21 protein-coding genes, 1 pseudogene and 1 CRISPR repeat array are annotated in these 25,411 nt (G+C 39.5%); of the genes and pseudogenes, 7 read left to right on the top strand and 15 right to left on the bottom strand.

The genetic code is table 11. The features are described 5' to 3' along the window. Positions 1–175 precede the first annotated feature (175 nt). From CDG77_RS07955 to CDG77_RS07945, 3 genes and pseudogenes are all read left to right on the top strand, one after another. Positions 176–1,417, top strand: a complete 1,242-nt coding sequence (locus tag CDG77_RS07955) for a glycosyltransferase family 4 protein (RefSeq protein WP_094328862.1) — start codon at positions 176–178, stop codon at positions 1,415–1,417. A gap of 34 nt (positions 1,418–1,451) precedes the next feature. Beyond that, positions 1,452–2,816, top strand: a complete 1,365-nt coding sequence (locus CDG77_RS07950; protein ID WP_223269738.1) for an MFS transporter — start codon at positions 1,452–1,454, stop codon at positions 2,814–2,816. A gap of 183 nt (positions 2,817–2,999) precedes the next feature. Next, positions 3,000–4,882, top strand: a pseudogene (locus tag CDG77_RS07945) (ABC transporter ATP-binding protein/permease). Between the two features lie 1,532 nt (positions 4,883–6,414). Here the strand turns inward: CDG77_RS07945 and CDG77_RS36290 are convergent. Beyond that, positions 6,415–6,552, bottom strand: coding sequence for a hypothetical protein (locus tag CDG77_RS36290; protein WP_190233926.1), 138 nt, complete (start codon positions 6,550–6,552; stop codon positions 6,415–6,417). A gap of 227 nt (positions 6,553–6,779) precedes the next feature. On the opposite strand from CDG77_RS36290, the gene nifH reads away from it, so the two are divergent. Then, the gene (nifH, locus tag CDG77_RS07940; RefSeq protein ID WP_094328859.1) at positions 6,780–7,670 is read left to right on the top strand and encodes a nitrogenase iron protein; all 891 of its coding nucleotides are present in this window, start codon (positions 6,780–6,782) and stop codon (positions 7,668–7,670) included. A 56-nt stretch (positions 7,671–7,726) separates the two neighbouring features. Continuing rightward, a CRISPR array of direct repeats spans positions 7,727–9,787; the repeat unit is 37 nt; unit sequence GTTTCAATCCCTAATAGGGATTTTGATGAATTGCAAT. Positions 9,788–10,055: 268 nt separating this feature from the next. On the opposite strand, the gene cas2 is transcribed toward nifH, so the two are convergent. From cas2 to CDG77_RS36285, 12 genes are all read right to left on the bottom strand, one after another. Further along, complete coding sequence (gene cas2, locus CDG77_RS07935) at positions 10,056–10,343, bottom strand: CRISPR-associated endonuclease Cas2 (RefSeq protein ID WP_094328858.1); 288 nt, start codon at positions 10,341–10,343, stop codon at positions 10,056–10,058. A 7-nt stretch (positions 10,344–10,350) separates the two neighbouring features. Then, positions 10,351–11,355, bottom strand: coding sequence for a type I-D CRISPR-associated endonuclease Cas1d (cas1d, locus tag CDG77_RS07930; protein WP_094328857.1), 1,005 nt, complete (start codon positions 11,353–11,355; stop codon positions 10,351–10,353). 158 nt (positions 11,356–11,513) lie between these two features. Beyond that, positions 11,514–12,107, bottom strand: coding sequence for a CRISPR-associated protein Cas4 (gene cas4 / locus CDG77_RS07925; RefSeq protein ID WP_094328856.1), 594 nt, complete (start codon positions 12,105–12,107; stop codon positions 11,514–11,516). Positions 12,108–12,138: 31 nt separating this feature from the next. After that, positions 12,139–12,972 (bottom strand): CRISPR-associated endoribonuclease Cas6, encoded by an 834-nt coding sequence (cas6, locus tag CDG77_RS07920; protein WP_094328855.1) that lies wholly within the window; start codon positions 12,970–12,972, stop codon positions 12,139–12,141. Next, a complete protein-coding gene (locus CDG77_RS07915; RefSeq protein ID WP_094328854.1) occupies positions 12,962–13,582 on the bottom strand; it encodes a 2OG-Fe(II) oxygenase in 621 nt (206 codons plus the stop codon). Before CDG77_RS07915 ends, cas6 begins: the two co-directional genes overlap by 11 nt. Positions 13,583–13,661: 79 nt before the next feature. Further along, complete coding sequence (gene cas3, locus CDG77_RS07910; RefSeq protein WP_094328853.1) at positions 13,662–15,935, bottom strand: type I-D CRISPR-associated helicase Cas3'; 2,274 nt, start codon at positions 15,933–15,935, stop codon at positions 13,662–13,664. Further along, complete coding sequence (gene cas5d, locus CDG77_RS07905) at positions 15,928–16,686, bottom strand: type I-D CRISPR-associated protein Cas5/Csc1 (protein ID WP_094328852.1); 759 nt, start codon at positions 16,684–16,686, stop codon at positions 15,928–15,930. The genes cas3 and cas5d overlap by 8 nt, the downstream gene beginning before the upstream one ends. A gap of 3 nt (positions 16,687–16,689) precedes the next feature. Further along, positions 16,690–17,718, bottom strand: coding sequence for a type I-D CRISPR-associated protein Cas7/Csc2 (cas7d, locus tag CDG77_RS07900; RefSeq protein ID WP_094328851.1), 1,029 nt, complete (start codon positions 17,716–17,718; stop codon positions 16,690–16,692). Between the two features lie 20 nt (positions 17,719–17,738). Beyond that, positions 17,739–20,438: a CRISPR-associated protein Csc3 gene (locus CDG77_RS07895; protein ID WP_094328850.1), complete on the bottom strand. Its 2,700-nt coding sequence runs from the start codon at positions 20,436–20,438 to the stop codon at positions 17,739–17,741. A 111-nt stretch (positions 20,439–20,549) separates the two neighbouring features. After that, positions 20,550–20,909 carry a DUF5615 family PIN-like protein gene (locus CDG77_RS07890; protein ID WP_094328849.1) on the bottom strand — a complete coding sequence of 120 codons (360 nt, stop codon included), beginning with the start codon at positions 20,907–20,909 and terminating at the stop codon, positions 20,550–20,552. Further along, positions 20,906–21,157, bottom strand: coding sequence for a DUF433 domain-containing protein (locus CDG77_RS07885; protein WP_094328848.1), 252 nt, complete (start codon positions 21,155–21,157; stop codon positions 20,906–20,908). The genes CDG77_RS07890 and CDG77_RS07885 overlap by 4 nt, the downstream gene beginning before the upstream one ends. Before the next feature lie 137 nt (positions 21,158–21,294). Beyond that, positions 21,295–21,465: a hypothetical protein gene (locus CDG77_RS36285; protein WP_190233925.1), complete on the bottom strand. Its 171-nt coding sequence runs from the start codon at positions 21,463–21,465 to the stop codon at positions 21,295–21,297. 383 nt (positions 21,466–21,848) lie between these two features. Here CDG77_RS36285 and CDG77_RS07880 point away from each other — a divergent pair, with 383 nt between their 5' ends. Next, on the top strand, positions 21,849–22,712 hold the full coding sequence (locus CDG77_RS07880; protein WP_094328847.1) for a WYL domain-containing protein: 864 nt from the start codon (positions 21,849–21,851) through the stop codon (positions 22,710–22,712). A gap of 34 nt (positions 22,713–22,746) precedes the next feature. On the opposite strand, the gene CDG77_RS07875 is transcribed toward CDG77_RS07880, so the two are convergent. Together CDG77_RS07875 and CDG77_RS07870 are read right to left on the bottom strand one after the other, a co-directional pair. Further along, positions 22,747–23,121 (bottom strand): DUF5615 family PIN-like protein, encoded by a 375-nt coding sequence (locus CDG77_RS07875; RefSeq protein ID WP_094328846.1) that lies wholly within the window; start codon positions 23,119–23,121, stop codon positions 22,747–22,749. Next, complete coding sequence (locus CDG77_RS07870; RefSeq protein WP_094328845.1) at positions 23,118–23,378, bottom strand: DUF433 domain-containing protein; 261 nt, start codon at positions 23,376–23,378, stop codon at positions 23,118–23,120. Before CDG77_RS07870 ends, CDG77_RS07875 begins: the two co-directional genes overlap by 4 nt. A 289-nt stretch (positions 23,379–23,667) precedes the next feature. Here CDG77_RS07870 and CDG77_RS35255 point away from each other — a divergent pair, with 289 nt between their 5' ends. Next, a complete protein-coding gene (locus tag CDG77_RS35255) occupies positions 23,668–23,886 on the top strand; it encodes a hypothetical protein (protein ID WP_143856973.1) in 219 nt (72 codons plus the stop codon). A 220-nt stretch (positions 23,887–24,106) separates the two neighbouring features. After that, positions 24,107–25,348, top strand: coding sequence for an aminoglycoside phosphotransferase family protein (locus tag CDG77_RS07865; RefSeq protein ID WP_094328844.1), 1,242 nt, complete (start codon positions 24,107–24,109; stop codon positions 25,346–25,348). Positions 25,349–25,411: the final 63 nt, after the last annotated feature.

Genomic DNA, 25,411 nt, shown 5'->3' with positions numbered 1-25,411 from the left:
ATTTCTTGTGAGTCCCTTAAGGTTTAACTCTTTGTCAAAGTGAATTTTTTTAAACGAACCGCAAAGGACGCAAAGGACACAAAGAAAAAGAAAGAAAGAAAGAAAGAAAGAAATGCTTAACTTAACTAAATTGTATTATATCTAGCTTTTACCTAAAACAAACATCTAATTAATTATGAAAATTGCCTTCTTCGATTATCCTGTCACCCTAGCCGAACCCCCTAAAAATGGAGGAATCCGCTTAGTATCTTATGCGTTGGCGCGACGTTTAGCTCGTGCTGGTCATGAAGTTTTATTCTATGGCTCAAAAGGTCACTATCAAGAATTGGAATATCACGAAGATGGCATTACCTATCGCCGTATTCCCGAATCATGGATCGATAAAATATTAGAACCATTAAACTTTCTTGATATCTGGAACATATCCCACCCTCAACGACCTTTCTATGCCTCTAAATTATTTTATTGTGAATTTTACCGCCAAGTCGCCAAGGATATTCAAGCACAGCAATGTGATGTAATTCACATGAACATTGTTTTTCAATTCGTTCCCCTCATGCGTGCCTATAACCCACAAGCGAAAATTGTCTTACATATACATAGTGATTTTCTCCCATTGTTCGATCCAGTAATGGTTAAACAGCACCTTAAGTCAGTTAATTTAGTAATTGGATGCAGCGATTATCTAAAAAATCAGGTTCGTAAATACTTGCCTCATCTTAATAGTCAAACTTTATATAATGGTGCAGATACTCGTCATTTTGCCGTCCCTAATCATCACAATCAAGAAGATAAGAAAAAAGATATTAAACAAATTCTTTTTGTGGGTAGAATTTCACCAGAAAAGGGTATACACGTTTTAATTGATGCCTTTAATAAAGTAGTGTCTCGTTATCCCCAAGTACAGCTAAAACTTGTCGGTTCAGAAACCGCATTAGTCCCGTGGTACACACTTGATAGAGAAGACCCGCAAATTCAGAATATTCTTCCTTATTACCAAGGTAGCTATCGGGAGCAATTGCAAGAGCGAATTGATTCTACCGCCGCCAATTCAGTTTTTTTTCTAGGCAAAGTTCCCCATTTCGAGCTATTTGAGTATTATCAGCAAGCAGATATATTTATTTTTCCATCTGTTTGGAATGAGGCATTTGGAATGCCGATTATCGAAGCAATGTCAATGGGATTACCTGTTATTGCTACCCGTGGGGGTGCTTTCCCCGAACTGATAGAGGATGAGAAAACAGGGTTATTGGTCGAACGCGGGAATGCGGATGCTTTAGCCGACGCAATACTGCGGCTGCTTTTAGATGACAATCTCAGAATTGCAATGGGAGAACTTGGAAACCACCAAGCAGTTGAAAAGTTTGATTGGGATCATCAGGCGCAAAAGCTATTGCACCAATATCAAGCAATATGAAAAGTTTGAATATGCATACACTTAGGAGTTGATCGTGTTAGCAAGTATAGAAAAAACGCCACTGACTATTTTCCGTGAGATGAAACTGTTTATCATTGTTTGGGTGGGACAGCTGATTGCATCTATTGGTAGCAGCATCACCGCATTTGCTTTGGATGTTTGGGTTTACGAACAGACAGGTTCTGTCACCCAATTTGCTCTTATTACCCTTTCCAATACTTTACCTCTGATCTTACTTGCACCTGTAGCTGGGTTATTAGTGGATCGGTGGGATCGGAGATGGACAATGATTCTCAGCGATTTATTTGCAACTTTAGCAACAGTAGCGATCGCTGCTTTATTTATCATCGGTCGATTGGAAGTATGGCATATTTACTTAGCCAATACCTTCGGTGCTATCTTCATGGCTTTTCAGATACCCGCTTTCATCGCTTCCATAACCCTATTAGTACCAAAACAGCACCTTGGTCGTGCTAATGGAATGCTGAGTTTCATGAACGGTACAGCGCGGCTTGTCGCACCACCTTTAGGAGGTATCTTGTTAGGGATGATTTCTCTGCAAGGGATTATCGTGCTGCATTTAACTACCGTATTTTTGAGTATTATTCTTTTGTTGATGGTTCAGTTTCCTAAATCCAGCGCTCCTGTTGTTGCAATTGAGGAAAGTTCTTTTCTCAAAGAAACAACTTATGGATTAACCTATTTATTGGCTCGACCAGGACTACTAGGAGTGTTAATTATTTCAGCTTATAGCTTTTTTCTTGTAGGATGTGTTCAGGTTATCACTATACCTCTGGTATTATCTTTTGCTCCCGTAACAGTTTTAGGGACTATTCTTTCACTCTTTGGCGTTGCTATTTTAGCAGGGGGTTTACTGATTGGTATCTGGGGAGGTCTAGAGCGTAACATGAATACGATATATGGCTGTATGCTGCTAACGGGTGTGTTTCTTGTTGTTGCCGGTTTGCAAGCTTCTATTTTTGTTTTCATTGTCGGCATCTTCTTATTCTTTTTGATCCGACCAATAATTGCTAGTTCAACACAAGCTATTTTTCAGGCGAAAGTAGAACCATTAGTGCAGGGTAGAGTCTTTTCTATTAAAGGAGCGATCGAAGCTGTAGGTTTACCTCTAGGCTATATTACGATAGGGCCTTTGGCAGAAAAGGTGTTTGAACCCTTAATGGCTACTGATGGTTTGTTGGCAGGTAGTATCGGACAAATTATTGGTGTTGGTACAGGTCGTGGGATGGGACTTCTGTGCATCATTATGGGAGTTTTGACTATCTCAGCAACTTGTATTACTTACTTCTCCCCTCGCCTACGATTTGTGGAAGATGAACTACCTGATGTAATTGATGAAGTTGCCATCGCAGCTATATCGACCTCAGATATCCTCTAAGTTCTGAGAGGATGTATTACTCAAACTCTTATTTTTTAGTTAACTAAAAGCAAAATAGGTAAGTAAGGATGATTTCCAAAAAAGCAATAGCTAAAAAGCTTATCCAGTAAAATTTTCCGGCTATATTTGCCTTTACTTCAGTTATAGAGTCATAGAAAATTTTCGACGTACTTATTATAAAATATGCAAGCTCAAGTTCTTCGCAATCAAACCTTAAAAGATACTACTTCTCCATTGTCGGCTTTTAATCGATTTTGGGAGAATGTTAGAGCGATCGCAGGGCCTTATTGGTATCCAACAGAGCCAGGAGACAGAGCATTTTCAGACGTGATTCGCGCATGGGGAATGCTCATTCTCTCGATCTTATTAATAATCGCCCTCGTGGGCGTAGCTGCCTTCAATACCTTCATTAGTAACTATTTAGTCAATGTGATCATTGAAGAGAAAGATATTACTAAGTTTACTGAAATATTGTCAATTTACGGCGTTAGCCTGATCTGCGTAACCTTCTTGGTAGGATTTTCTAAATTTGTCAGAAAAAAAATTGCTCTTGATTGGTACAAATGGCTAAATAATCGCACACTATCAAAATATTTGAGTAATCGTGCTTATTATAGAATTAACTTTCAATCTGATATTGATAACCCAGATCAACGTATATCTCAAGAAATTGAACCCATTACCAGTAATGCTCTAACTTTTTCAGCTACTTTCTTAGAAAAAGTGCTGGAAATGACGGCTTTTTTAGTAATTGTTTGGTCAATTTCCCAACAGATCGCTATAGTTATGCTTGTTTATACGATCGTAGGAAATTTGATTGCTATTTACTTAACTCAAGAATTGAATAAGATTAATCAAGAGGAACTTGAACTTAAAGCTGAATATAATTATTCCCTAACTCATGTTCGTAATCACGCTGAATCGATAGCTTTTTTTCAAGGAGAAAACCAAGAATCAAATATAATTCAGCGCCGATTTAGTAATCTCCTGAAAAATATTGAACGCAAGATTAATTGGGAGAGAGGTAAGGAAATTTTTAACAGAGGATATCAGGCTATTATCCAAATATTTCCGTTTTTAGTACTTGGGCCATTATATATTAATGGTGAAATTGATTTCGGACAAGTTGGTCAAGCCAGTTTAGCTACTGGTTTGTTTGCTAACGCTATGGCAGAATTAATCAATGAATTTGGAACTTCTGGGCGATTTTCGAGTTACGTTGAGCGTCTAGCTGAGTTTTCAGATGCGTTAGAAGCTGTCACCAAAGAGCCAGAGAATGTTAGTACGATTAAAACTATAGAAGAGAATCGTCTTGCTTTTGAGAATGTGACTTTACAAACGCCCAACTATGAACAGGTAATCGTTGAAGATTTATCGTTGTCTGTTCAATCGGGAGAAGGTTTATTGATTGTTGGGCCTAGTGGTCGAGGTAAAAGTTCTCTATTGAGAGCGATCGCTGGTTTGTGGAATGCAGGGACTGGCCGTCTGGTGCGACCTCCTTTAGAAGAAGTCTTGTTTTTACCCCAACGCCCATATATAATTTTAGGAACTTTGCGCGAACAGTTACTCTATCCTAATACCAAGCGTCAAATGACCGACGCAGAACTCAAAGAAGTATTACAACAAGTTAACCTGCAAAACTTGCTAGATCGAGTCGATGGCTTCGATACAGAAGTTCCTTGGGAGAATATATTATCAATAGGAGAACAACAACGCCTAGCTTTTGCACGACTGTTAGTTACTCGTCCTAGCTTTACTATTTTAGATGAAGCAACCAGTGCTTTAGATTTGGAAAATGAAGGAAGGTTATATCAACAGTTACAGGAGACGAAAACAACGTTTATAAGCGTTGGGCATAGGGAAAGTTTATTTAATTATCATCAATGGGTTCTGGAACTTTCACAAGATTCTAGTTGGCGACTTGTGACCGTGCAAGATTATCAAAATAAAAAATAATTACTCAGAACTCTCCTGAAAATACTCATATTACTATAGACAGTTTGCCTACTCGCGTAACTTCATGTTCTGTCAGTAGCACAGGGCTAGCGCGTCTCAAACCCTATTGACAAAAGGACTTGCTGGATCGGTAATCGGGTTTGAAACAAAGTCAGTAGACCGAAAAGTTCTGCGATCGCCAAAAAATAGTAGCCTGTGATACCGTTTTTGGATAAAAGTGCAAAAGCTGATTGCTTGGAATAAATGATAATTTAAACTTATCTATTAACTCCTAAAATCAACTGAAATTAACCAGATGGCAAGTACACTTCACAGGCTACCCCATAGTTGCAGTCTACTGCTTGAGGTAAAAATTCAAGCAAAGCATTTGTTTGAGTGTAAATAACACTGGCCTTGAGTATGAATTGGAATATATTCTGTTAAACAGTTAACTACTTCGTTTAAGGTTTTACTATCTGTTAGAACTGGCTCCGTTGCATTCATAACCAAACTAAATAATCCTCAATTTTGCTTCTTTACCTCCATACTCTACAAAAATTGCATACTACAGATCCAGAACTATCTTTTGGTGGGCGCGTTACCCTTAACTTTTTCGGTGATTAATTAGTTTTACTTATTTATGGTTGCTTCAGGAGTTTTCTAAAAAATGTATCTCAGAATACGGTTTGTTTGACAACAGTCGGTTTTATAAGTATCGCTCTGTGCGCGATCGCAGAACTTTTCGGTCTACTGACTTTATAAATAGTTTCTTATTTAATCTACTTTCATGACGAAGTTTTGCAGTGAAAAAATAACAAGTTATGTTTTTGTTGTAAAACATTAGTTTTAAATACTTTTATAAAATACCCAAAAGTATCTAAATGCACAAATTTGCTATCACTATATTTTTCCTAAATGGCAACCAATAAGAGCGTAACTTATGACTATTAAAGCTTCTAAGGATAATGTTCTCACGATTAGATAAATAATTTAATATTCAGCAAATAAATTAGTGAGATGTATGTTATGGTTTTTATAGGAATCAAAACAGTGAAAACACAAAAAGACTTCAAGACAAGTTTGAGGCAAGCTCAAGAAAGTTTTTTTGCTCTGGTAAGTCCCCTTGAAATCGCTACATCTTTTTGTAACAAAAATCTAAAACTAGATTGAGTAGGATCGTAGCCTTTGTAACAACTTGAAGTCAATTGAAATTTATCTGGGTCTAAGCCAATAAGAGTTGGCTAACCTAGCTAGAGCATTATTACCTGCAAAAGGCGATTACTCTTGGAGTCTGGGAAGAAAGACTCTTAGTACAGCCTGACAAATCAATAGAAATACAGAATATTTACAAACTTAGTCTTGCGGGGACAAACATTTTCAACCGCAAATTAAGTTGAAGCAGTTGCTGATTTTTGGAACGCAAATTTCAAGCAGAATGGTGTAGTTCCACAATTTTCAGGAATTTACCATACTGTCAAAAGTCACCTAGATATTATCTAAGCCAGAGTGTTAGGGATTGCCTGTGCAGGCATTATAGTACTGCACCTATAGCTATCACTTTTTGGCTGGAATTTATCCTGCTGTATCAATCACGAAACGAGAAGCGCTATAGAGGTTCTTGGCGACTTGATATCTGCAAAATCAGAGAACTTGCAGCGACCATTTAGAGTGGATTGCAATTTGGTTGGTTGTGTGGTTCATGGAACAAATCTGCCTTCGTTTGAATTCCTGCTGCAACCACTCTTGAGGCTTGAGCAACCATTTGGGATTCTGTTACAACAACTGACAATGCTGAAGTCAATGTTTTAAAGGCTTCTTTATTAGGAGATGGAGATTTCTCTATCCTTTGAGCGATCGCTTTGTGGGTAAATATGTTCTGATTTTAACTGTTTTTGTCGGGGTGTGATGTCTAGTAACAAGTTGCTACACGTCAACGCCAACAGGCTCTACTTCCCTACGTTCCAAGGGTGAATATCTCATATCAAGCTTCCAAACCCATCAATTAAATCATTGTAGGAAAACACAACCATGACTGACCCAAAAATTAGACAAATAGCTTTCTATGGTAAAGGCGGTATTGGTAAATCTACCACCTCTCAAAACACCCTAGCAGCAATGGCAGAAATGGGTCAGCGCGTGCTGATTGTTGGTTGCGACCCCAAAGCTGACTCTACCCGTTTGATGCTACACAGTAAAGCTCAAACAAGCGTTCTTCAATTAGCTGCTGAACGTGGCGCTGTAGAAGATATTGAACTCGAAGAAGTAATGCTGACCGGTTTCCGGGATGTACGTTGTGTGGAGTCTGGTGGCCCTGAACCTGGTGTAGGTTGCGCCGGTCGTGGTATTATCACCGCTATCAACTTCTTAGAAGAAAACGGTGCTTACAAAGATGTTGATTTTGTAAGTTACGACGTTTTGGGTGACGTTGTGTGCGGTGGTTTCGCTATGCCTATCCGTGAAGGTAAGGCACAAGAAATCTACATCGTTACCTCTGGTGAAATGATGGCGATGTATGCTGCTAACAACATTGCTCGTGGTGTTCTCAAATATGCTCACACTGGCGGTGTGCGCTTGGGTGGTTTGATTTGTAACAGCCGTAACGTTGACCGGGAAATCGATCTTATCGAAACCCTGGCAAAACGCTTGAACACCCAAATGATTCACTACGTACCTCGTGACAACATTGTGCAACACGCAGAATTGCGCCGCATGACTGTTAACGAGTATGCGCCTGACAGTAACCAAGCTAATGAATATCGGACATTAGGTACAAAGATCATCAACAACAAGAATCTGACTGTCCCCACACCTATTGAGATGGAAGAGTTAGAAGATTTGTTGATTGAATTCGGTATCCTCGAAAGCGAGGAAAATGCTGCAATGCTGATTGGTAAGACTGCTACTGAAGCACCTGTATAGTATCAATTAAATAATGGTCTAGGGTGGGCACTAAGCCCACCCTTTTCCCAATTTTTGTTTCAATCCCTAATAGGGATTTTGATGAATTGCAATCTTTGATTAATTTCTGGGGACAAGACCGCCAGATGTTTCAATCCCTAATAGGGATTTTGATGAATTGCAATCTTGGCACCACGAAGGGGTCGATAACTTGATGTATCGTTTCAATCCCTAATAGGGATTTTGATGAATTGCAATCCTTACAAGATGTAGAAGTTTACAACAGAGATTTGCTTGTTTCAATCCCTAATAGGGATTTTGATGAATTGCAATTTCTCATATTCATTTGTCCTGTTTGATTTTCAAGTTTCAATCCCTAATAGGGATTTTGATGAATTGCAATGCATTTCCTCCATATATGCAGCTTTTCTAGAAGCGTTTCAATCCCTAATAGGGATTTTGATGAATTGCAATTAGCCCATGTGATAACCGGAGCAACTTCGGAATTAATGTTTCAATCCCTAATAGGGATTTTGATGAATTGCAATAGTATTCCTGATAGTTGGAAAGCTCATTTTCCGTTTGTTTCAATCCCTAATAGGGATTTTGATGAATTGCAATATGGCGTTCATATACCTTACGAACACATAGCCTAAGTTTCAATCCCTAATAGGGATTTTGATGAATTGCAATGCGTGGATACTTGCAGCGTGGTGAGTCAGTGCCTAGTTTCAATCCCTAATAGGGATTTTGATGAATTGCAATTGCAATTCCCTGGTTCATTTTTCTTGAGGAAATGCTCAACCGTTTCAATCCCTAATAGGGATTTTGATGAATTGCAATTAGTAAAAGTTATCTGCAAAGTTTTTTTCAAAAGTTTCAATCCCTAATAGGGATTTTGATGAATTGCAATTCCTGAGTCTATGAATCTACCAACGCCGCTAGTTGCGTTTCAATCCCTAATAGGGATTTTGATGAATTGCAATATGCTTACCCGTTCCAGCGACATCCTCAAAGGGAATGTTTCAATCCCTAATAGGGATTTTGATGAATTGCAATTTTGGGGAGCATCTGGCGGTGGAAGGGGTGCTGGGTTTCAATCCCTAATAGGGATTTTGATGAATTGCAATGTAAGCTGCTTGAAGTTCTTCACCCGTGAACGAGTTGTTTCAATCCCTAATAGGGATTTTGATGAATTGCAATGCGTGGTGGCGACGTATTTGGGGTATGAGGTAGAGTTTCAATCCCTAATAGGGATTTTGATGAATTGCAATTTGGCTGGCATGTCTCCTGAGCAATTGGGGCAGCAGTTTCAATCCCTAATAGGGATTTTGATGAATTGCAATCAAAATATTACTCCGTCGTTGTCGACAAAAACCGTTTCAATCCCTAATAGGGATTTTGATGAATTGCAATATTGATTTAGCAGTTGATGATTTCTCAAAAACCATGTTTCAATCCCTAATAGGGATTTTGATGAATTGCAATTGAATTTGTCACCAGATTTGAAGCCACTGTAAAAGTTTCAATCCCTAATAGGGATTTTGATGAATTGCAATCCAATGGTGGCACCTATGCAGTAGCTAGTATTCCCGTTTCAATCCCTAATAGGGATTTTGATGAATTGCAATTTTTCAGCTTGCCACCGATCGTAACCAGGATTTTGGGTTTCAATCCCTAATAGGGATTTTGATGAATTGCAATTTTTGCCGAATTACTGGCTGAAATGGAAGCACTGCGTTTCAATCCCTAATAGGGATTTTGATGAATTGCAATGATTAATCGTCGGTGGTAGGGTAGATGGATTTATCGTTTCAATCCCTAATAGGGATTTTGATGAATTGCAATATCACGAAGACCTGATGACTTCCCCTCGTACCATTTCGTTTCAATCCCTAATAGGGATTTTGATGAATTGCAATTCCTTGCTCAGTTGGCTTAAAAGCACAGGTGGCGATGTTTCAATCCCTAATAGGGATTTTGATGAATTGCAATCAGAATGCGTGTGTTAGATGTGGTAATGAGCCTCTTGTTTCAATCCCTAATAGGGATTTTGATGAATTGCAATTAACGGCTCAGGTTGAACACTTGTAGAGCCTTCGTTTCAATCCCTAATAGGGATTTTGATGAATTGCAATGGCAGGAGGCTGAAACCCAAGCTGTATTTAGTTTTCAAGGTGCAGTTTCGCGGTTCAAGGGCAATCATAGCATTAGAGAATTCGTTTGGAAAGAGCGTCAGGAAAATTTAAAGGCTGAAATCGTTTTTTGATAAGCATTTCAGAGATTGCGCGGATGAGGATTAGGCAAATAATGGGCTGAAAGCCTTACTGTACTTGGGATAGAAGCACTTTTTTTCGGCTGTGAAATTTGTACACCTACCCCTCCGCGCATTTGAGATGCAAGAACCTAGCGAGAAGGAGACTCAGCAAAGAAAATTGTTTCGTCTCGTGGCTGTTCTCCGCCAATACGTTCGATTTTTCCCTGACAGCAGCCACAGAGAAAATAAAAGCGCACGCTATCGGTGTCGGGTTTAATCAATTTGGCCAAACGCGATCGCAGTTTAGCATACTGAGTGGGAGTGATGTCGCACTCAAACACACTCAATTGCATCCATTGTCCGTAAGACTTGAGAATGGAATGGATTTTAGTTCGACGCTTATCTTCTGGAATGTCGTAGCTGACAACAATATACATGGGAAAGTTATTTGAGAACTAAGGGGGGATATTTATCGATTTCATTCATGAGGTACTTACTCAATAACCTCGCCTGAATTTCAAAGGATTTTTGGTAGGTGCATTTGTTTCCCATGACTGGATGTTTGAATTCCGATTGTTTCTTTTGTTCGTAGGCGCGGAGAAATGTATGCAGTCCTTCTTTGGTTAAATTCACAGCACCACTGAGCGGTTCGGTGGTAAAGTCAGCTAAGGTTAGCGATCGCTTGTTAATCAGCGACAACACAACAGCATCCACTATTAAAGGACGAAATTCTTCCATCAAATCTAAGGCTAGGGAAGGTCTACCATAACGTTCGACATGTAAGTATCCTAGATAAGGATCGAAGCCGACTATATTTAAAGCACTTTGCACATCATGACGTAGCAATGAATACCCAAAACTCAGTAAAGCGTTAACTGGATCGGTTGGTGGGCGGCGGTTTCTGGCTTCAAATCGGAATTCTGGGGTTTTGATTAGCTGTTGAAAACAACCGAAATAAGCTGCACTACCCGCACCTTCTAAGCCTCTGAGGGAATCAATACTGCTAGTTTTTTCGATTGGTGCGATCGCGTTTTCTAATCGAGTGATGTTATTATTCAGGTCAGTATCAGGATGTTCTCGCTGAGTGCGAAGTAAGCTATGACGGTAATTTTTCAACTTACCGCGCACAAATCCCCGAACTAAATGTATTGCTGATTGTGATTCTCCCACAGCTTGCCATTGGGCTTTCCGAACAAAGATATTTTTGGTAACTTCTGGTTCTAAACGTCCTAAATATCGTCCGTTTTGGGTGAGAAATGTTAAACAAATATGACGATCTAAAAGTTCACTGACGACGGCGGGAGAAATAGTAGCCCGTCCTAGTACTACAATCCCTTCTAGTTTAATTAAAGGGATATCCATGATAGTTTTTTGTTCAGCTTTGACGGTGAGACGTTCGTCAACTTTGCCGATAAAAGCATCGGGTTGTGTTACGTAAAGTGTTCCCATTTTTGATTTTTCCTAGTAATAATCTGGGTTTGAGGAAATATAATTCGATCCGGTTAGCAAGGGTTGTTGGTGTAGATCATTGGTCTTTTAAGACGCGATGAATCGCCGTCTCTACATGATGGGTTTGGGATTATCTGAAAACTGTATTAGGGTATGATTTAATTGACTTCTTGATAACTTTTGACTTTATCAGTGGCTTTGGGTAAACATTGCGAATAAAGGCTGCATCCTTGGCAGCGTTTGCTGTAAACTGGTTTTGGCATTGCTCCGGTTTCTAAGAGATTTGTCACAGATTGAATAGTAGCGATCGCACTTTGCCGTAACTCTGCATTAATCTCTACGAATTGCCGTTGATGGGAGTGGGCATAATAGATATATCCAGTGTTAACAGTTTCTCCTGTCATCTCTTCTAAACATAAGGCTTGGGCGCAAACTTGCAACTCATCGTTATCCCATTCACCTTTGCGTCCCCGTTTGTATTCAACTGGATAAATTTCACCTGATTCAGCTTCAATTAAATCAGATTTTCCGATGAGTTTGTATTGCTCAGACTTCAGCCAAATTGCTCGAATCTGCCAAGTTTCTCCTCGCTGTACATCGCTTGTCGTGTGGACGCGATCGTGTAAAGTTGTGCCTTCAATTGTGTATTGATTATCAGTAAATTCCCCTGCACAAAACATCCGCCAACAGCGATGCGGACAATAGGCATATTGATTCAATGCCGCAATAGAAATGTATTCGGTTTGTTTCATAACTTAGGTAGTTTTTAAATGATGTTTGAAATTAGGGAGAATATAGCCGCCGCGTCATTCCCATGCCCATTGTTGTTTTGCGACCAATTCCTGCATACAAAGCAAAGTCAGCTAAAGCGTTAATTTGCTTAATTTGAATCGGTTCAATTGCTCCCAAAATCTTGTAGTTAACTTCGCCAAGAATGCCAATGAATTTACTACGAGAGTCTGCTAATATTTCTGTGTGAATGTTGACAAAGGAAGGAAATATTGACTCGATCGCAATCTGAGATAATTCTATGCCACTGTATTTATTCCACCGCGAAAGTAGGGAATTGAAAACAGATTCTCTGGTAGGAAGAGTACTGTCATACTGTCCTTGACGGAAGGCGGTAGGTGTGGAGAAGCTAAGGTTAATGGAAGAATTGCGATCGCTAGCTTGTTCGTATAATTGAGCATAAGTACTGGCATTAGCCCAAGGTTGAATAGATTGGGGTGTGCCTTGAATGCTGGTAATATACAAGTCAGCCGGGCCAAGATGCCAAGGGCGATTGGGATTAAGATTTAGCCAGAGTTGGGTAAGTTTGCTAAATATAGTGTCATCTAATAGAGAGATGCGCCACCAACAAGGAGTTCCGACGGGAATGGGTTCTTGATGAGAGTATTGCAATTGAGATCCTCTTTTACCCCCCTTGAAATAACTGTCAATTTGTAGGGGGGAGAGGGTGAAAGCTTTGTCTGCGGTGGAATCGTGGAGGCGATCGCCTAATGTTCTATCTACGGAACTAACGAGTGTTAAAAATAAAGCATGAAGATGTCTGCCAGTAAGATACTGGGAAGGTATAGGAGACTGGGGAAGCAAATTTAATACTAAGCTATGAGGCATACTTTTTTTGCTTTTTTGTAGACTGAGTGCTTCTTGACTCTACAGTGTACTCAGGAATTTCCTGGAGTTCAGCTTCACTCAAACTATACTGTTCACAAACGAGACTGAGGCGATTTCCTGGGGTTTTGACAGCGTTAACCGAATGGGTTAAATCACCTTGAAAATAAACTAAAGTATTGAATTGGGGCTTAATTTGCCCAAGTTGGCGTTTGTGCGATCGCAATACCAGTTCTCCCCCTTCCATATCCGCAGGTACGCGCACATAGAGGACACTGACAACCGCAGGTGGTTCAATGGTTTTGCTGTAGGAACGTAAAGAGCGATCGATATGCGGATCGACACGGGAGCCTTCTTTGAGTTGTAAAGGATTGAGGTAAAAAGCATTACAATTCGGCTGGAGAGCTAAATCGAGGTAAGGTTTGAAGTAGGGGAATTGCTGTTCTACTTTTGCTAATCCAGAACGCTGAAATACGACAGAAAATCCTTTAGTGGCGACAAAATCGCGGTTGAGGTTGTTGATAGCAAAGTAAGGACAAGCTTGGATTTCTCCCCACAAGTTGTTTAGGTAATCGCTGGGGAAGGCGTTGGTTTGTTGTTGATAGTGTTTCACGGGGGATATGAGAAAAATATACTTATAAATTGATGTTCTACAAATTTTCGCACCATTGGTGCGAGAATTTAATTACTTATCACACAATAAAAACCTCATCATCTGGAAGACGTAGCTGTTTAAACTTCATTGCCATCGTTAAGATTCCTGACAATCCTGCTAAAAACTCATATTGTTTTTCAGCATCATCGCAAACAATATTTATGGGATAGGAAATAATTCCTTGTTTACGTAATTGGAAAAGAGCAGCAGCATTAGCGATGGGGCAAATAATTACTCCTGGTAACAAGTGTTTTGACAATGCCTGTAATTCAGGAGTTGGTCGTACTGCTTCTCCAATACTGCGGACAATTTGACAATTTTTAAAAGCTGTTAACTTATTTAGCTCTGTATTAACAAACTCTTGTCGGCTACCAATATAACGCATTCTAAAGCTAAGTTTATAGGTTTCGGTAGCACGACTTTTTATTTCGATAAAGTCACCATTTTGAACAAATTCGTAATAGCATAATAGGTGAAAAGGATCTATTTGAGTTTCTTCCGATTCATCTAGCAGTAAACCATGAGGATCGCGGATGGGAAGGCTTTCAAATAAACTATAACGAAAACTGAATAATGGTGCATAACTAGTACTAAAAACCTCGGCAAATTCTTTTAGTTCCGCTAATATTTCATGTTCTTTAAACACATCCTCGTATGCTTCTAAGGTTATGCGTCCAGCTTGTAAATCATCCGACTCTTCAGGGGACTTTACCTTGATATAAGTTCTGACGAAAGCCTGACCGCCTTTGATATATTTCCAATCTTTTTTTAATTTTTCTAAAGACGTTTTAGCAATGTTTTCAGCACCTCGTAAAACTTTGATTCTATAACGATAGTCTTCCCAAGTGCGATTTCCTCCCAATACAGATTGTAGAGTCTCAAATAATTTAGGTATTAATTCAGCACCTGAAAGATTTTGCAAAGCTTCTTCAAATTCTGACAAGGGACGTGCGATTTCTAGAGATGCTTCTGAACGCCAGTAAGCTGTTAAAAAAGGCTTATCCAAACAAGTAAGTGTATCAAGTACCTCTTTTAGCGCTGTACGTCCCCTAGTAGTATCTAGAGACGTTAAGCCTTCTTCCCAGGCGTTAGCAGGTAAGTAAGCAATAGCTTCTGAATCAGTATTAGTTTCAGATTTACCCAAAACACGCCCTACTCTACCAATTCTCTGCCAAAATGCGGCGCGATCGCGTGCTGAGAAAATCAACCAATCTAAATTTTGCCGTTTCGGTTTAGGGTGTCTTTCAAAGTTAAATCCTACATCTACGGTGCTAGTAGCCAAAATGATTTGACATTGCATAGCCCTTTGTCTGTCTTTTTTTGGCGCAGGGCCTGTAATGCGTCCGATGTCATCACCAAGTCCTTGTTGTCGAAGTAAATCTGAGAGACGATTAATATTATCAAGAGAGTCAAGAATTACAGCACCATTTTCATCAGGTCTTTCTCGAAAACGTTGCACAACTTCTGCTGCTAACTCTGATAACCACTCTTCTTTACTATCTGGTTTTGGTCTTAATTCCAGATTAACTGCTGTTTGTGACGGTAAAAGATTAGTATTACCTGCTTCTCCATCAATTCTTGCTATCTTCACACCAGCCTGTTTTAAATTCTGCAATGCTAATTCACAAGCTGGTTCTGGTGTAGCTGTTAGCAATACTACTTTACGTCCGTCCTGAAAAAAGCGAAAAACTTGAGAATAAGCGAGATAAAACAGCATTCCTACTAGCTGTTTAGCATCGTAGAGGTGAAATTCATCAAAGATGACTGTCGAAAATTTGGTGTAAAAACCATTAGCAATATTGCCTCTATCCAGATTATTATATGCAAAGAAAGTTGCATAGTAGAAAATATCAGGATTTGTTACTAAGAGAATTGGTGTATTCGTCCCAACATCATCGAAAACTGTAGCAGGATTCCGCAAAACATTATACAGCTTTTCCCCTGAACGACTACCAACTTTATCCTTAGGCCAGCTTTTAATGTCTTTAGCAGAAGCAGATTTGACGACATGACGTAAGTTAGCATCACGCACAAATTCTTTTGCGGCTTCTGTTTGCTGTTCAATTAAAGCGTTTGTTGGAGCAATGTAAATAGCACTTTTATTTTGCTGATGCTTTAATACTGTTAGCCCTGCTTTAGTTTTACCCGTGCCAGTTGGTGCTAAATCAAGAATAATATCAGCATCCTTCGATTGTTCAAACACATCTAATTGATGTTGAAGTGCATTCCTGATGAAAGATATTTTATCTGGCGATGCACAAGCTGAAATACTGCGCGGTTCTAACCTGATAACTAATTTTTGATTACTCATTGTTACTTTCTCTACCGCAAAAATGTAACCCTGCTGGTACAACCATTTCCCCAACTTGCCAAGCAGCACCCCGAAAACGAAGATTTTTAATAATTGGTGCAGGAGGGATAGAAATTAAATCGAACGCTAGAGCCTCTATTTGCTGTGGTAAATCAGCAGCATTTAGATAATGTTGACTTTGATATTCACCTTCTGGTAGTAAAGTTACAGGAAATTCATTAAGCACATTCACCTTGACTTTACTCATGAATTTACCAAGGCGAATATAATTTGGTAATTGGTAATTTCCAAATACTAAAGTTTGAAATTTGTTTTTGCGTTCAATCATCCGCAGTCTTCCGGTTTGCGGAAAATTACTTGGTCTAAATGAACTTGGTTTTTTCCCTTGGCGTTGTAATGGTAAATCTTCACGCGCCGTAGCAACACGGTTATTAGTCATTGCATACCAGTATGAATCAGAAAGGGCATTGAAACGTTCAAATCTGAATGTCACTCTACCTACTGGTGAAGCTGGTAATATATAAAAATCTTGTGCGATTGGTTGTAAATCTTCTTTGTAGGTTGGTCGTCCTGTAGCCTGACCTTGGAGGCGATAGGGGGAATTTACCTTACCTAAAGCATAAGTAAGAGCATAATTCCCAATTACCCCCTCGGTGTAATAGGTATCAGACAACTCCCTAGAGGCAAAAAAGACTGGTTCAAGACAGTATAATTCAACAAGTTTTGCCTGCTGAAAAGGAATTGTTGACATAATCTAAATCTCTACTTCAACTGGTGTATTCTTGCCTTTCGCCTTAGCCTTTTTCTTTTCAGGTGCAACCTGACGGAAGGATTCATAAGATTGCGTTAAACGCTTGAGAAAATTATCACGTTCTGCTTCTGACCAATTAGTTTCGACATCAGTCAGTAAATTTGCTAATTCTTCTTCAGATAGCTGCACAGAAACTCCTCTCTTATTTTTCCAATTAGCAATTACTTGTTTGCTTGCTGTAATTAATTGATTAATATTCAAAGGGTGTTCTAAAGGCTTACCTAATACATCATAAGTAGCTTGTACAAGTTCCAAAGAACTAGGAAGTTCGGTAATACTACCAAATACACCTAAAATATCGTTTTCCATGCGTCCAACACGGCTGGAAACAGCACCATAACGGCTTGTGAATAGAATGTTACCGATGATATAGCGCAGTTCATCCGCAGTTACATCTTTTAGGGTGACGACATCCAGAAAATGCACGCCTGGTTTGATGTATTCGCTGGTATTTAAAGCTGTTGAGGCGTTACCTTTTTCATCGCGCATTGTACCAGTTTCGTAGATGGCGTTTATGGTGCGATCGCCTACAACATCACTAGCAGGTAAAATACTGAAAGCATCTTCAGTCCAAATGCGACTTTTTTGAGCGCCACCCCCACCAGCCGCGAAGCCGTAGAGGAAACAATCTACACACATTTCACAAGGTGCATTAGTATTTAAAGAACAAAGAGAGCCATCTTTAGGGTTGGTGTATAAAAGCTCATGCGCTCTTAAATGTTCTCGTCCGTAGCGTCTTTCTGGTGCTACTTGTTTACGCTTAGTCATTACCAACCGTTGAATTATAGTTTTTTGATTTTCCCCCTCTAAACCAGCTTGCACAAATTCGCTACACATTGGTTCACCTGAACCTTCTGTACGGAAGATAGTTTCAGAATGTGTTGTTCTTAAAACAACTAAAGTAATAAAACGTCCTTTGGGGAAATTCTCATAACTTGTTGCTAGTACCGAGGAAAGCTTTGAAATGGACATGATGAAAAACTCCTAATTATTTAAACAGTTGTAGTTGTTTCGACAGAATCATCTTTAGATTCACTTTTAAGTTGTTTACGTGCTTCTTCAAGGAAGAATAAATAAGCAGCTTCTAAAGTTTTTTGGTCAGATAAAAACTTTTCAGGACGTGCTGAATAAACCTCCTCATATAGTTTTTGCAATACATCGTAATAACGCTTAACTTGCTCCAATTTTGTTGCACCTACACGATATTCACGATTAATCCGGTCTAAACGAGTGTAATATTGCTGCACTAAAGCAGCAAAAATTATCTCTAAATCCAGATGAGATTTTTGAGAACGAATAGCAGCAATAAAAGCTGTAAAAGGTTCTGCTTGAGCAGTTCTTTTAAAAGAACTTCCCTTCAGATTTGCTTGTGCTGCAATTTGAGCAGCTTCTTTGAGATACTTAGTTAAAAGCAAGGTTTCATCCGGCATAAAGCTCTCCAGTAAAGTATTTAATGGCTCACAAATGCGACTCCAAATAACACTCAAATTTGGTTCGTCTTGTTCTCGTAGAGTCCAACGTAGCAAGACATAATAAAGTTCAATTGGTCTGACACAAGCACGAGCCAAATCATACAAACAATCATCAGCTTTCTGAATACTTGCAACAGATGTTGCTAGTTTGCCAATGCAACGTAGTCGCTCAAGAATTTTTTCTGCATCTTGGCGCTGTTGATATTGTCCATTTCCTAATAAAGTTTGCAGTGCAGAAGGAATTCCCTCTATTCGTCCATAAACATCACTAAATAACTCCACCTCTAGATTGCTACTCAAGGTAAAAGGAAAGCCAATATCTAAAGACAAGGAAATTTCTAAAGCAAGCCTCAGTGATTTTAGTAAAGCTAAGGAATTATTAACATCTCCCCAAAGTAAAGGAATAATGACAGATGTATGAACAAAATCAGGACGCTTTGGCAATGCTAAACCAACTACTTTGTTAGCTTTAAATTCAAGCTGATTATCTCTATACAATTTCAATTCATCAATAGTGACAGTACCACCTTCAGCATTTGTCGCTGCAAGTTGTTTTAAAAGTTCGCGCCAAATTCTCAAAAGTTCTGGAGCAGAACCTTTAGGTAATGCTAAGTGCAAATAAAGCGGGTCTTGTTTTTTAACAGCAGGAAAGTTCGCACCGACTGCCATTAATTGGTAGGCTAAAGCTGCAATTGAATCTGCTTGTCTTTTCGGTTCAGCACTGATACCACCCGGTAAGCGATTAGAAAAAGCTTGTACCTTTGTACCAGGAGGCATATTATCTGAAATTAGCTCATCTATATCTGTAGAAGTAGAACCTAAAGAGCATCTTTGTCTGGGATTTGCTTCTACATAAGCATTTAAATCATCGACTCCATTTAGCCGAATAGCAAAAGGTAAATTTACCATTCTGCTAACGGCTGCAATCATTTCTTCAGATACTTCTGTTTCTTCAGATATTTGTGTACTTTCCTTTCTTAGTTGGAAAGATTCTTGTAGAGCTTCTTTAATACCCTCAATTCCTTTAACAGCAGCCTTAGCAGCAAATAAAGGTCGCCCATATTGACCATTAAACGGCTCAATTGCAGTACGCTGAAGTTCGGATATACCCGTATGATGAGCAATTTTATCCCAAACTTCTTTAGGGCTTAATCCAGCTTCTCTATAACTGAGGTAAGCTGCCTTTAAACCTTCAGATATGGCAAATTCTTCTGCATTACTTACAGGTAATAACTGAAGTTCAGCCGCTTTTATTAGTGCATTTGCACCAGCCGCATCACCCCATTTGGTTACATCTTTAGTAATTTTGTCTGATTTATATCCAGCTTTTTTCCTTTCTAAAAGAGCCTCAACATTTACCAAAACTTCCTCAATATTCTGTTGGATAGCTTGATAAGTAACTTTAATACCATCCTTGGTAGGTCTGACAAGTCTTTCGATATTATTCCCAAAAACTTGGTCAATTTTGCTTTGCCAAACAGCAGCTATTTCTTTTGTAAAATCTACATTTGCTAAAGCTTCCCCTTCAAAAAGTTCGCCATCAGGGAAAATTGCTAAAGGATTTAACCCATACTTTTGCAAAACCTCTTCGCAAGCACCCAGCAACAGGGCTGTAATATAGCCTTTATCTTCGGAGATGCTGATTCTAAAAAGGTTACAGCTTCGCCCATAAGCAACGGTTAATTCTTTTTCCAGTTTGCGAAAACGTTGTGCATCTGGAATTCCTAAATCAAATAAGTCCGCAGCTGTAAGCATCGCCGCCCAACGTTCAATATTGGGGTCTTCTGGTAAAAATCTTGCTCCATCGCTGACGTTATGACCTGAATGGCGCTCAATTAGCTTTCTGACTAACTCCAAATCATCTTCTGAGACAACAAAGCTAAGTACACAAGCCTTTTCTAGTTGTTCTCGTAAAAATTCCTGATTTCTAGCCAGGGTTTTAACATTACGTCCTTGGGAACCTTCTAGTTTATTGAGGTCATGAACAGCCGTTGCAGCTAGTAGCAAAGGTCTTTTATCTTCTGGAACTTCTGCGATTTGGCTGACTGTCAAAATGAACTGACACGCAGAATCGAGGTGTTCTGCAAGGGTTGTACCCGTTCTCACACCAGTTTGATGACGATGTGCATGGTTTTCGTAAAGCTGGGGGCGAATTTCACTGAAATAAATCTCCTCCAAAGTTTTGGGAGGAGCATTTAAAAGCCGACTGCGCTTAATCATATTGAAAGATATAAATTTAATACCAAACTCAGTCTCACTAAGTGGTCAACAATCACCATAGTCTGTCTTAATTTCTTGTGCCACTAGTACGAGTTTTTATTGAATGAATTTTCAAGCCCTATTTTCAGGTGGGCGAATTCTGACTCTATCTAATTCAGCAGTTACAATTGCACCAGAGAATAATTCGTTTCCGTAAAGCTGAAGTACCCGCAAACAAACTATTGATTGTTCTTTGGTTGAGAGATTAACTAAGCGCAAGATACCACAGTGAGGATTTCCCCGCAGAATTGCTAACTCTCCAAAATCTTTATCAAGGGTGACTAAAATCCTACCTTCACGATAGGCGGTTGCTAAAATTTCCTCGTCACCTGGATCTTTTGGCCAATCTCCAGACCAAACTACATCATACCCAACCGTTTGTAAATCGGTACGCACCTTAGCATTAATGCAAGTATCTAGTAGTATTTTCACCTTGGGTATTCTATCAATAAAGGTTCAACTCGTTCATGACCAACTAATCTTCGTGCATAGACTAAGCAGGCTTGTACATCTTCTTTTTCTAACCAGGGATAAGCTTCTAGCAAACTTTCAATAGTATCTCCTACTGCTAACATTCCTAAAATATGTTCAACAGCTAGACGACGACCTCGAATGATCGGTTTACCACCAAAGATTTGGGGGTTAAATGTGATTCTTTCTAGTAATGTTTGTTCGTTCATGGTTTATACGATGACCTCTAATACAAGGTTTATCGAAACAAATATTGGAGTCAATGGAAATTCTGGACAGCAAATGATCATTGGTCATGATCGAAGCTTATTGCGCTTAATCATATAATGCTAAATGCTATCTAGATTTAGCTCTCAAAGTCGTTATAACTTATGATTTCACCTTCCTCATTAGTTACTGGTTGACATTTCAAATCTGCGATTACCCTCCTCAACCGGAGGATTTCGCGTTGATACTTGTCAATCAGAACCATATATTCAGCAATCTTGTGAGCGATATATTCCACTGAGTAGTTCATGACCTATGACCTCTTGCAGGTTGAACGAAATCTACCTGCTCCTAGTATAGACATATTATTTGTCTAGTGTCATATAAACATTGATGCTGTTTTCCCTAACCTCTAGTTTGGTGTCATATTGGGTTATATTTATTTGTGACCCCAAACATTCCTAGAATCCCTATCAGGGATTGAAAATAGTGACATGTATACATAGGGGTCAGTTTATTTTCGTCCATAAATCCCTATCAGGGGTTGCAAGCCAGGGTATAGCTCTGGCTTTTTTCGTATCTGCCTAGCGAGTGACATTGTGTTTTTTGGTATTGAAATTATTGATTAACTTGGTATACATATAAAATAGCTATAAATACCATTTGTGTCAATAGTGTAATTACAAATAATAGATGCCCAGAAAAAAAGAAACGATTACACTGTCAATTCCGCCAGGAACTAAGGAACAACTAGAAGCGATCGCTCGCCGTCTCAATATCAATTGGGGCAAAGAACCGAGTATTTCGGGCTTAATAGTGGCGATCGCACAACAATCTGTAGAGGTCGGAAAGCCTTTTACGCTTGACTCTAACCAAGTTAATGCCTTACAGCAGGCAATAAAAGCTTTGAATGATGCAGGTCACATTGGAGAAGCGCAAACTGTACTTGCACTTTTGCTAGAACGTGGCAATCTCGAAGCACCTCTTCGTCAATTACTGATGAAACAACTTAGTCAACCTATCCAAGAATGGCGAAATACGATAGAAGAACTAAGTAAAGCAAAACAGCCTTTCTACCTTCTCTATTCCAACTCTCAAGGTCACGAGCTAGATTATAAAGTCCGTCATGCTGAGGTGCGCTTTTTTGAGAAACGCTTTTATCTAATGATCTGGTGCGAAGAGACAGCAGACGTACAAAATGATATCCCAGAATTACCTGAACTTTGGCACAATCGTTGTTTAAGCTTTGAGCGAATTAAGTCTGTTGTACCTACAAGTGGTGATTGGCGAGATGAACTTGATTATATAAAAGTGCAATTACACTTTTATGGCTGGCTAGCCAAAGCCTATCAGCCTAAAGAAGATGATATTGAGGATGACATGATTAATAATGTGCGTCAGGTGGTGCGCCGAGTAGCGAACCCTTTCTGGTTGATTCGAGAAGTATCGCGCTATTGGGAAGATTGTGTGATTGTATCACCAGAGAGTCTGCGCGATCGCCTCAAACAAAAACTCCTCATTCTATGCCAGTTATACGACATCGAAACCAGGAGTTAAGTCTTGTGGGGTAGGCCGGAAAGCCTGCCCTCAATCATACATCTGGCTCAATCGGTCGATATTCCTGAATGCTTCCCCTCTGAATAATCCACAACTTCCCAGTTACCTCTGCGGCATTTAGCCCCTGAATCAGTGTCTCTATTGCTTCTTGCCAAAATGCAAAATTAGGACGAGAGGGTAAGCGAATAATCACAATTCCTGAATAGTCAGAGGGATTGTATTTTAGACGATTTCCAAAACCGCGATCGCAACTAACTAAACATCTAGCTTCACGACGACAAACATCAATAACTTCTGGATCGGGTGCAGAACTTAAACCTTGTGCTGGTACTGTGGCAACATCGTGTCCTGCTAACTGCAATAATGTTACAACGCGCAAGTCGATATTTTCGTCTAGCTTTAATTTCACGGACTTGCTTCCTTCTTTTTTGTCAAAGGAAGTTCCACAAAAACATCCCGCGCCATCTCTGCACCATAGGCGATACAAGCCAGCACATCTTCTCTTTCTATACTTGGATAAGCTTCAAGAACTTCTTCGATTGTTGTACCGCCAGCTAAATAATCCAAGATTAGAGAAACCCAAATACGATGTCCGCGAATGCAAGGTTTACCGAAACAAATATTGGAATCCATAGAAATTCGAGACAACAAATTATTGTCACTCATACAGCTTTACCTTTAGTCGCATCTAGTTCTAACATATCCATCCTTATTGAATTTTCCTTCACCTTTTTCCCTCTCCGACTCGGAGAGGGACGGTTTTACATAGTAAAAGCAGGGAGAGGTCTTTTTTCGCTCAACATACTTGACAAAACTACATTTCCATAAGATGCACTCATGTAACCGTTGTCTACGATCGCCTCTAGTCATGTACACTACGTAAGTAAGACAAATGACGTAATAACAAGGCTTCCAGACATCAATTCTAAAAATTAAAGAAAAAAATAATTACTAATTGCCTAAAAATTCCGGTTTTTTTGACTTTGGGATGATAAATAAAAATAATAGCGTTGAATGTCATGCTTCCCTCTGCGAAGGATTACTGAAATTCTTCGCTGCCTTCAGGATGACTACTCAACACCAAATAACATCTGCCGCCAATCAGTTTTTTGCTGGAGATGCTGCTACATCAAAAGGCTCTACCACAAAACTTGCTCTAGATGTATCTAAGTAACTATGCTGATAAAGTGTAAAGATGTCACCGGATCTAGGAGTGAATTTTAAAGCAATTGTAAAGGAATTTGTACCATTTTGGCAGGTTTTTATCGGAAAGATGGGATATTAGTAGATTGTACGAATCTTTATTATTATTCACTATCTACCGAAAACTGCTAAGTACAACCAAATATCGACACAGATAAGTTTAAGTAATTTAATGAAGTAGGAAGTAATACATGGTATTATCACTGTCTTCTCATAACGTTATCCAGTATCTGCAAGAAGCGGGGCTGTGTAGCTCAGAAGATGACGCATCAGATAAATCTGAGTTGCCAGGAAGTAGTAAGAACAATTCCGATTTACTCGTGACTCTAGCAGATAATCGGAAACTGCTCGTTAAACAAGAACGTAACGTTAAAAACAATGACGGCGCTCCTCATGAATTGTTTCAGGAGTGGCTATTTCATCAGTTGCTCCAGCAGTTTCCCGTTCTCGGCAATATTTCCGCGATCGCACCATTAGTAGTCCATTTTGACGAAGAGAATTCTATTCTTGTTCGCAACTACTTAAGTGAATATCGGGAACTTGCGACATTCTACCACAACAATGAGATTTGTCCAGAAGAAATTGCCACTGCCATCGGCACTACTTTAGCGGGACTCCATCGCGCAACCTACAACCGCCGAGAATATAAGGATTTCATGGCAACTGCTCCCCAAGGAGAGTTTCGCTATGGCTTTTACAATCCGGCGCAAGGGGTAGAGTCAATTGGGCCAGAGATTTTTGGCACAGTTCCCACGGATGCGCTGAAATTCTATCTACTCTACCAGCAATCGGAGAGTTTGGAATCTGCGATCGCAGATTTGGCTTATGCCTGGAATCCTTGCTGCTTGACTCACAACAACCTGAAATTGAACAACATTTTGGTTCATTCCAGGTGGGATAAACTAGACAATTGCCTAGTAAAACTAATTAATTGGGAAGCTTGTTCTTGGGGAGATCCAGCTTTTGATTTAGGAACTTTACTCGCAAGCTATTTAGGCATTTGGCTCAATAGCCTTGTAGTAGATCCCACCATTGAGTTACAAGAATCTCTACATCTAGCGTTGACACCGTTGGAGAGTCTACAACCTTCAATTATTGCTCTAATTAGAGCTTATCTAAATGCCTTCCCCATGATTTTGGAATACCGTAGTGACTTTATTGTGCGCGTTATTCAATTTGCAGGGCTAGCACTGATTCATCAAATTCAGGAGATGATTACCTGCCGGAAATCCTTTAATAATGCTGATATTTGTATGCTGCAAGTGGCTAAAAGTTTACTCACTATGCCGCAGCAAGGCGTACTGACTATTTTCGGGATATCAGAGTCAGAAATCCTTAACCCTGTTGGAAAAGTTCATAAACTTCCTCAGCCTGTAGAGGAGCCACAGCTACTTCGACTCTATTACGAAAAAACCCGGCTTCGGGGTTGTTAATAGCAGGTAGTAGAATAATTCTGAATTCTGACTACTGAATTCTGTTTTTTAAAGTTTGAATTC

The sequence above is a fragment of the Nostoc sp. 'Peltigera membranacea cyanobiont' 213 genome, from assembly GCF_002245975.1.
GTDB lineage: Bacteria > Cyanobacteriota > Cyanobacteriia > Cyanobacteriales > Nostocaceae > Nostoc.
This window is presented reverse-complemented; position numbering and strand designations above follow the sequence as displayed.

Coding starts and splice junctions, on each gene's coding strand:
- CDG77_RS07955 (WP_094328862.1), top strand. CDS start 176: ATGAAAATTGCCTTCTTCGATTATCCTGTCACCCTAGCCGAACCCCCT.
- nifH (WP_094328859.1), top strand. CDS start 6,780: ATGACTGACCCAAAAATTAGACAAATAGCTTTCTATGGTAAAGGCGGT.
- cas2 (WP_094328858.1), bottom strand. CDS start 10,343: ATGTATATTGTTGTCAGCTACGACATTCCAGAAGATAAGCGTCGAACT.
- cas1d (WP_094328857.1), bottom strand. CDS start 11,355: ATGGGAACACTTTACGTAACACAACCCGATGCTTTTATCGGCAAAGTT.
- cas4 (WP_094328856.1), bottom strand. CDS start 12,107: ATGAAACAAACCGAATACATTTCTATTGCGGCATTGAATCAATATGCC.
- cas6 (WP_094328855.1), bottom strand. CDS start 12,972: ATGCCTCATAGCTTAGTATTAAATTTGCTTCCCCAGTCTCCTATACCT.
- cas3 (WP_094328853.1), bottom strand. CDS start 15,935: ATGAGTAATCAAAAATTAGTTATCAGGTTAGAACCGCGCAGTATTTCA.
- cas5d (WP_094328852.1), bottom strand. CDS start 16,686: ATGTCAACAATTCCTTTTCAGCAGGCAAAACTTGTTGAATTATACTGT.
- cas7d (WP_094328851.1), bottom strand. CDS start 17,718: ATGTCCATTTCAAAGCTTTCCTCGGTACTAGCAACAAGTTATGAGAAT.
- CDG77_RS07895 (WP_094328850.1), bottom strand. CDS start 20,438: ATGATTAAGCGCAGTCGGCTTTTAAATGCTCCTCCCAAAACTTTGGAG.
- CDG77_RS07885 (WP_094328848.1), bottom strand. CDS start 21,157: ATGAACGAACAAACATTACTAGAAAGAATCACATTTAACCCCCAAATC.
- CDG77_RS36285 (WP_190233925.1), bottom strand. CDS start 21,465: ATGAACTACTCAGTGGAATATATCGCTCACAAGATTGCTGAATATATG.
- CDG77_RS07880 (WP_094328847.1), top strand. CDS start 21,849: ATGCCCAGAAAAAAAGAAACGATTACACTGTCAATTCCGCCAGGAACT.
- CDG77_RS07870 (WP_094328845.1), bottom strand. CDS start 23,378: ATGAGTGACAATAATTTGTTGTCTCGAATTTCTATGGATTCCAATATT.
- CDG77_RS07865 (WP_094328844.1), top strand. CDS start 24,107: ATGGTATTATCACTGTCTTCTCATAACGTTATCCAGTATCTGCAAGAA.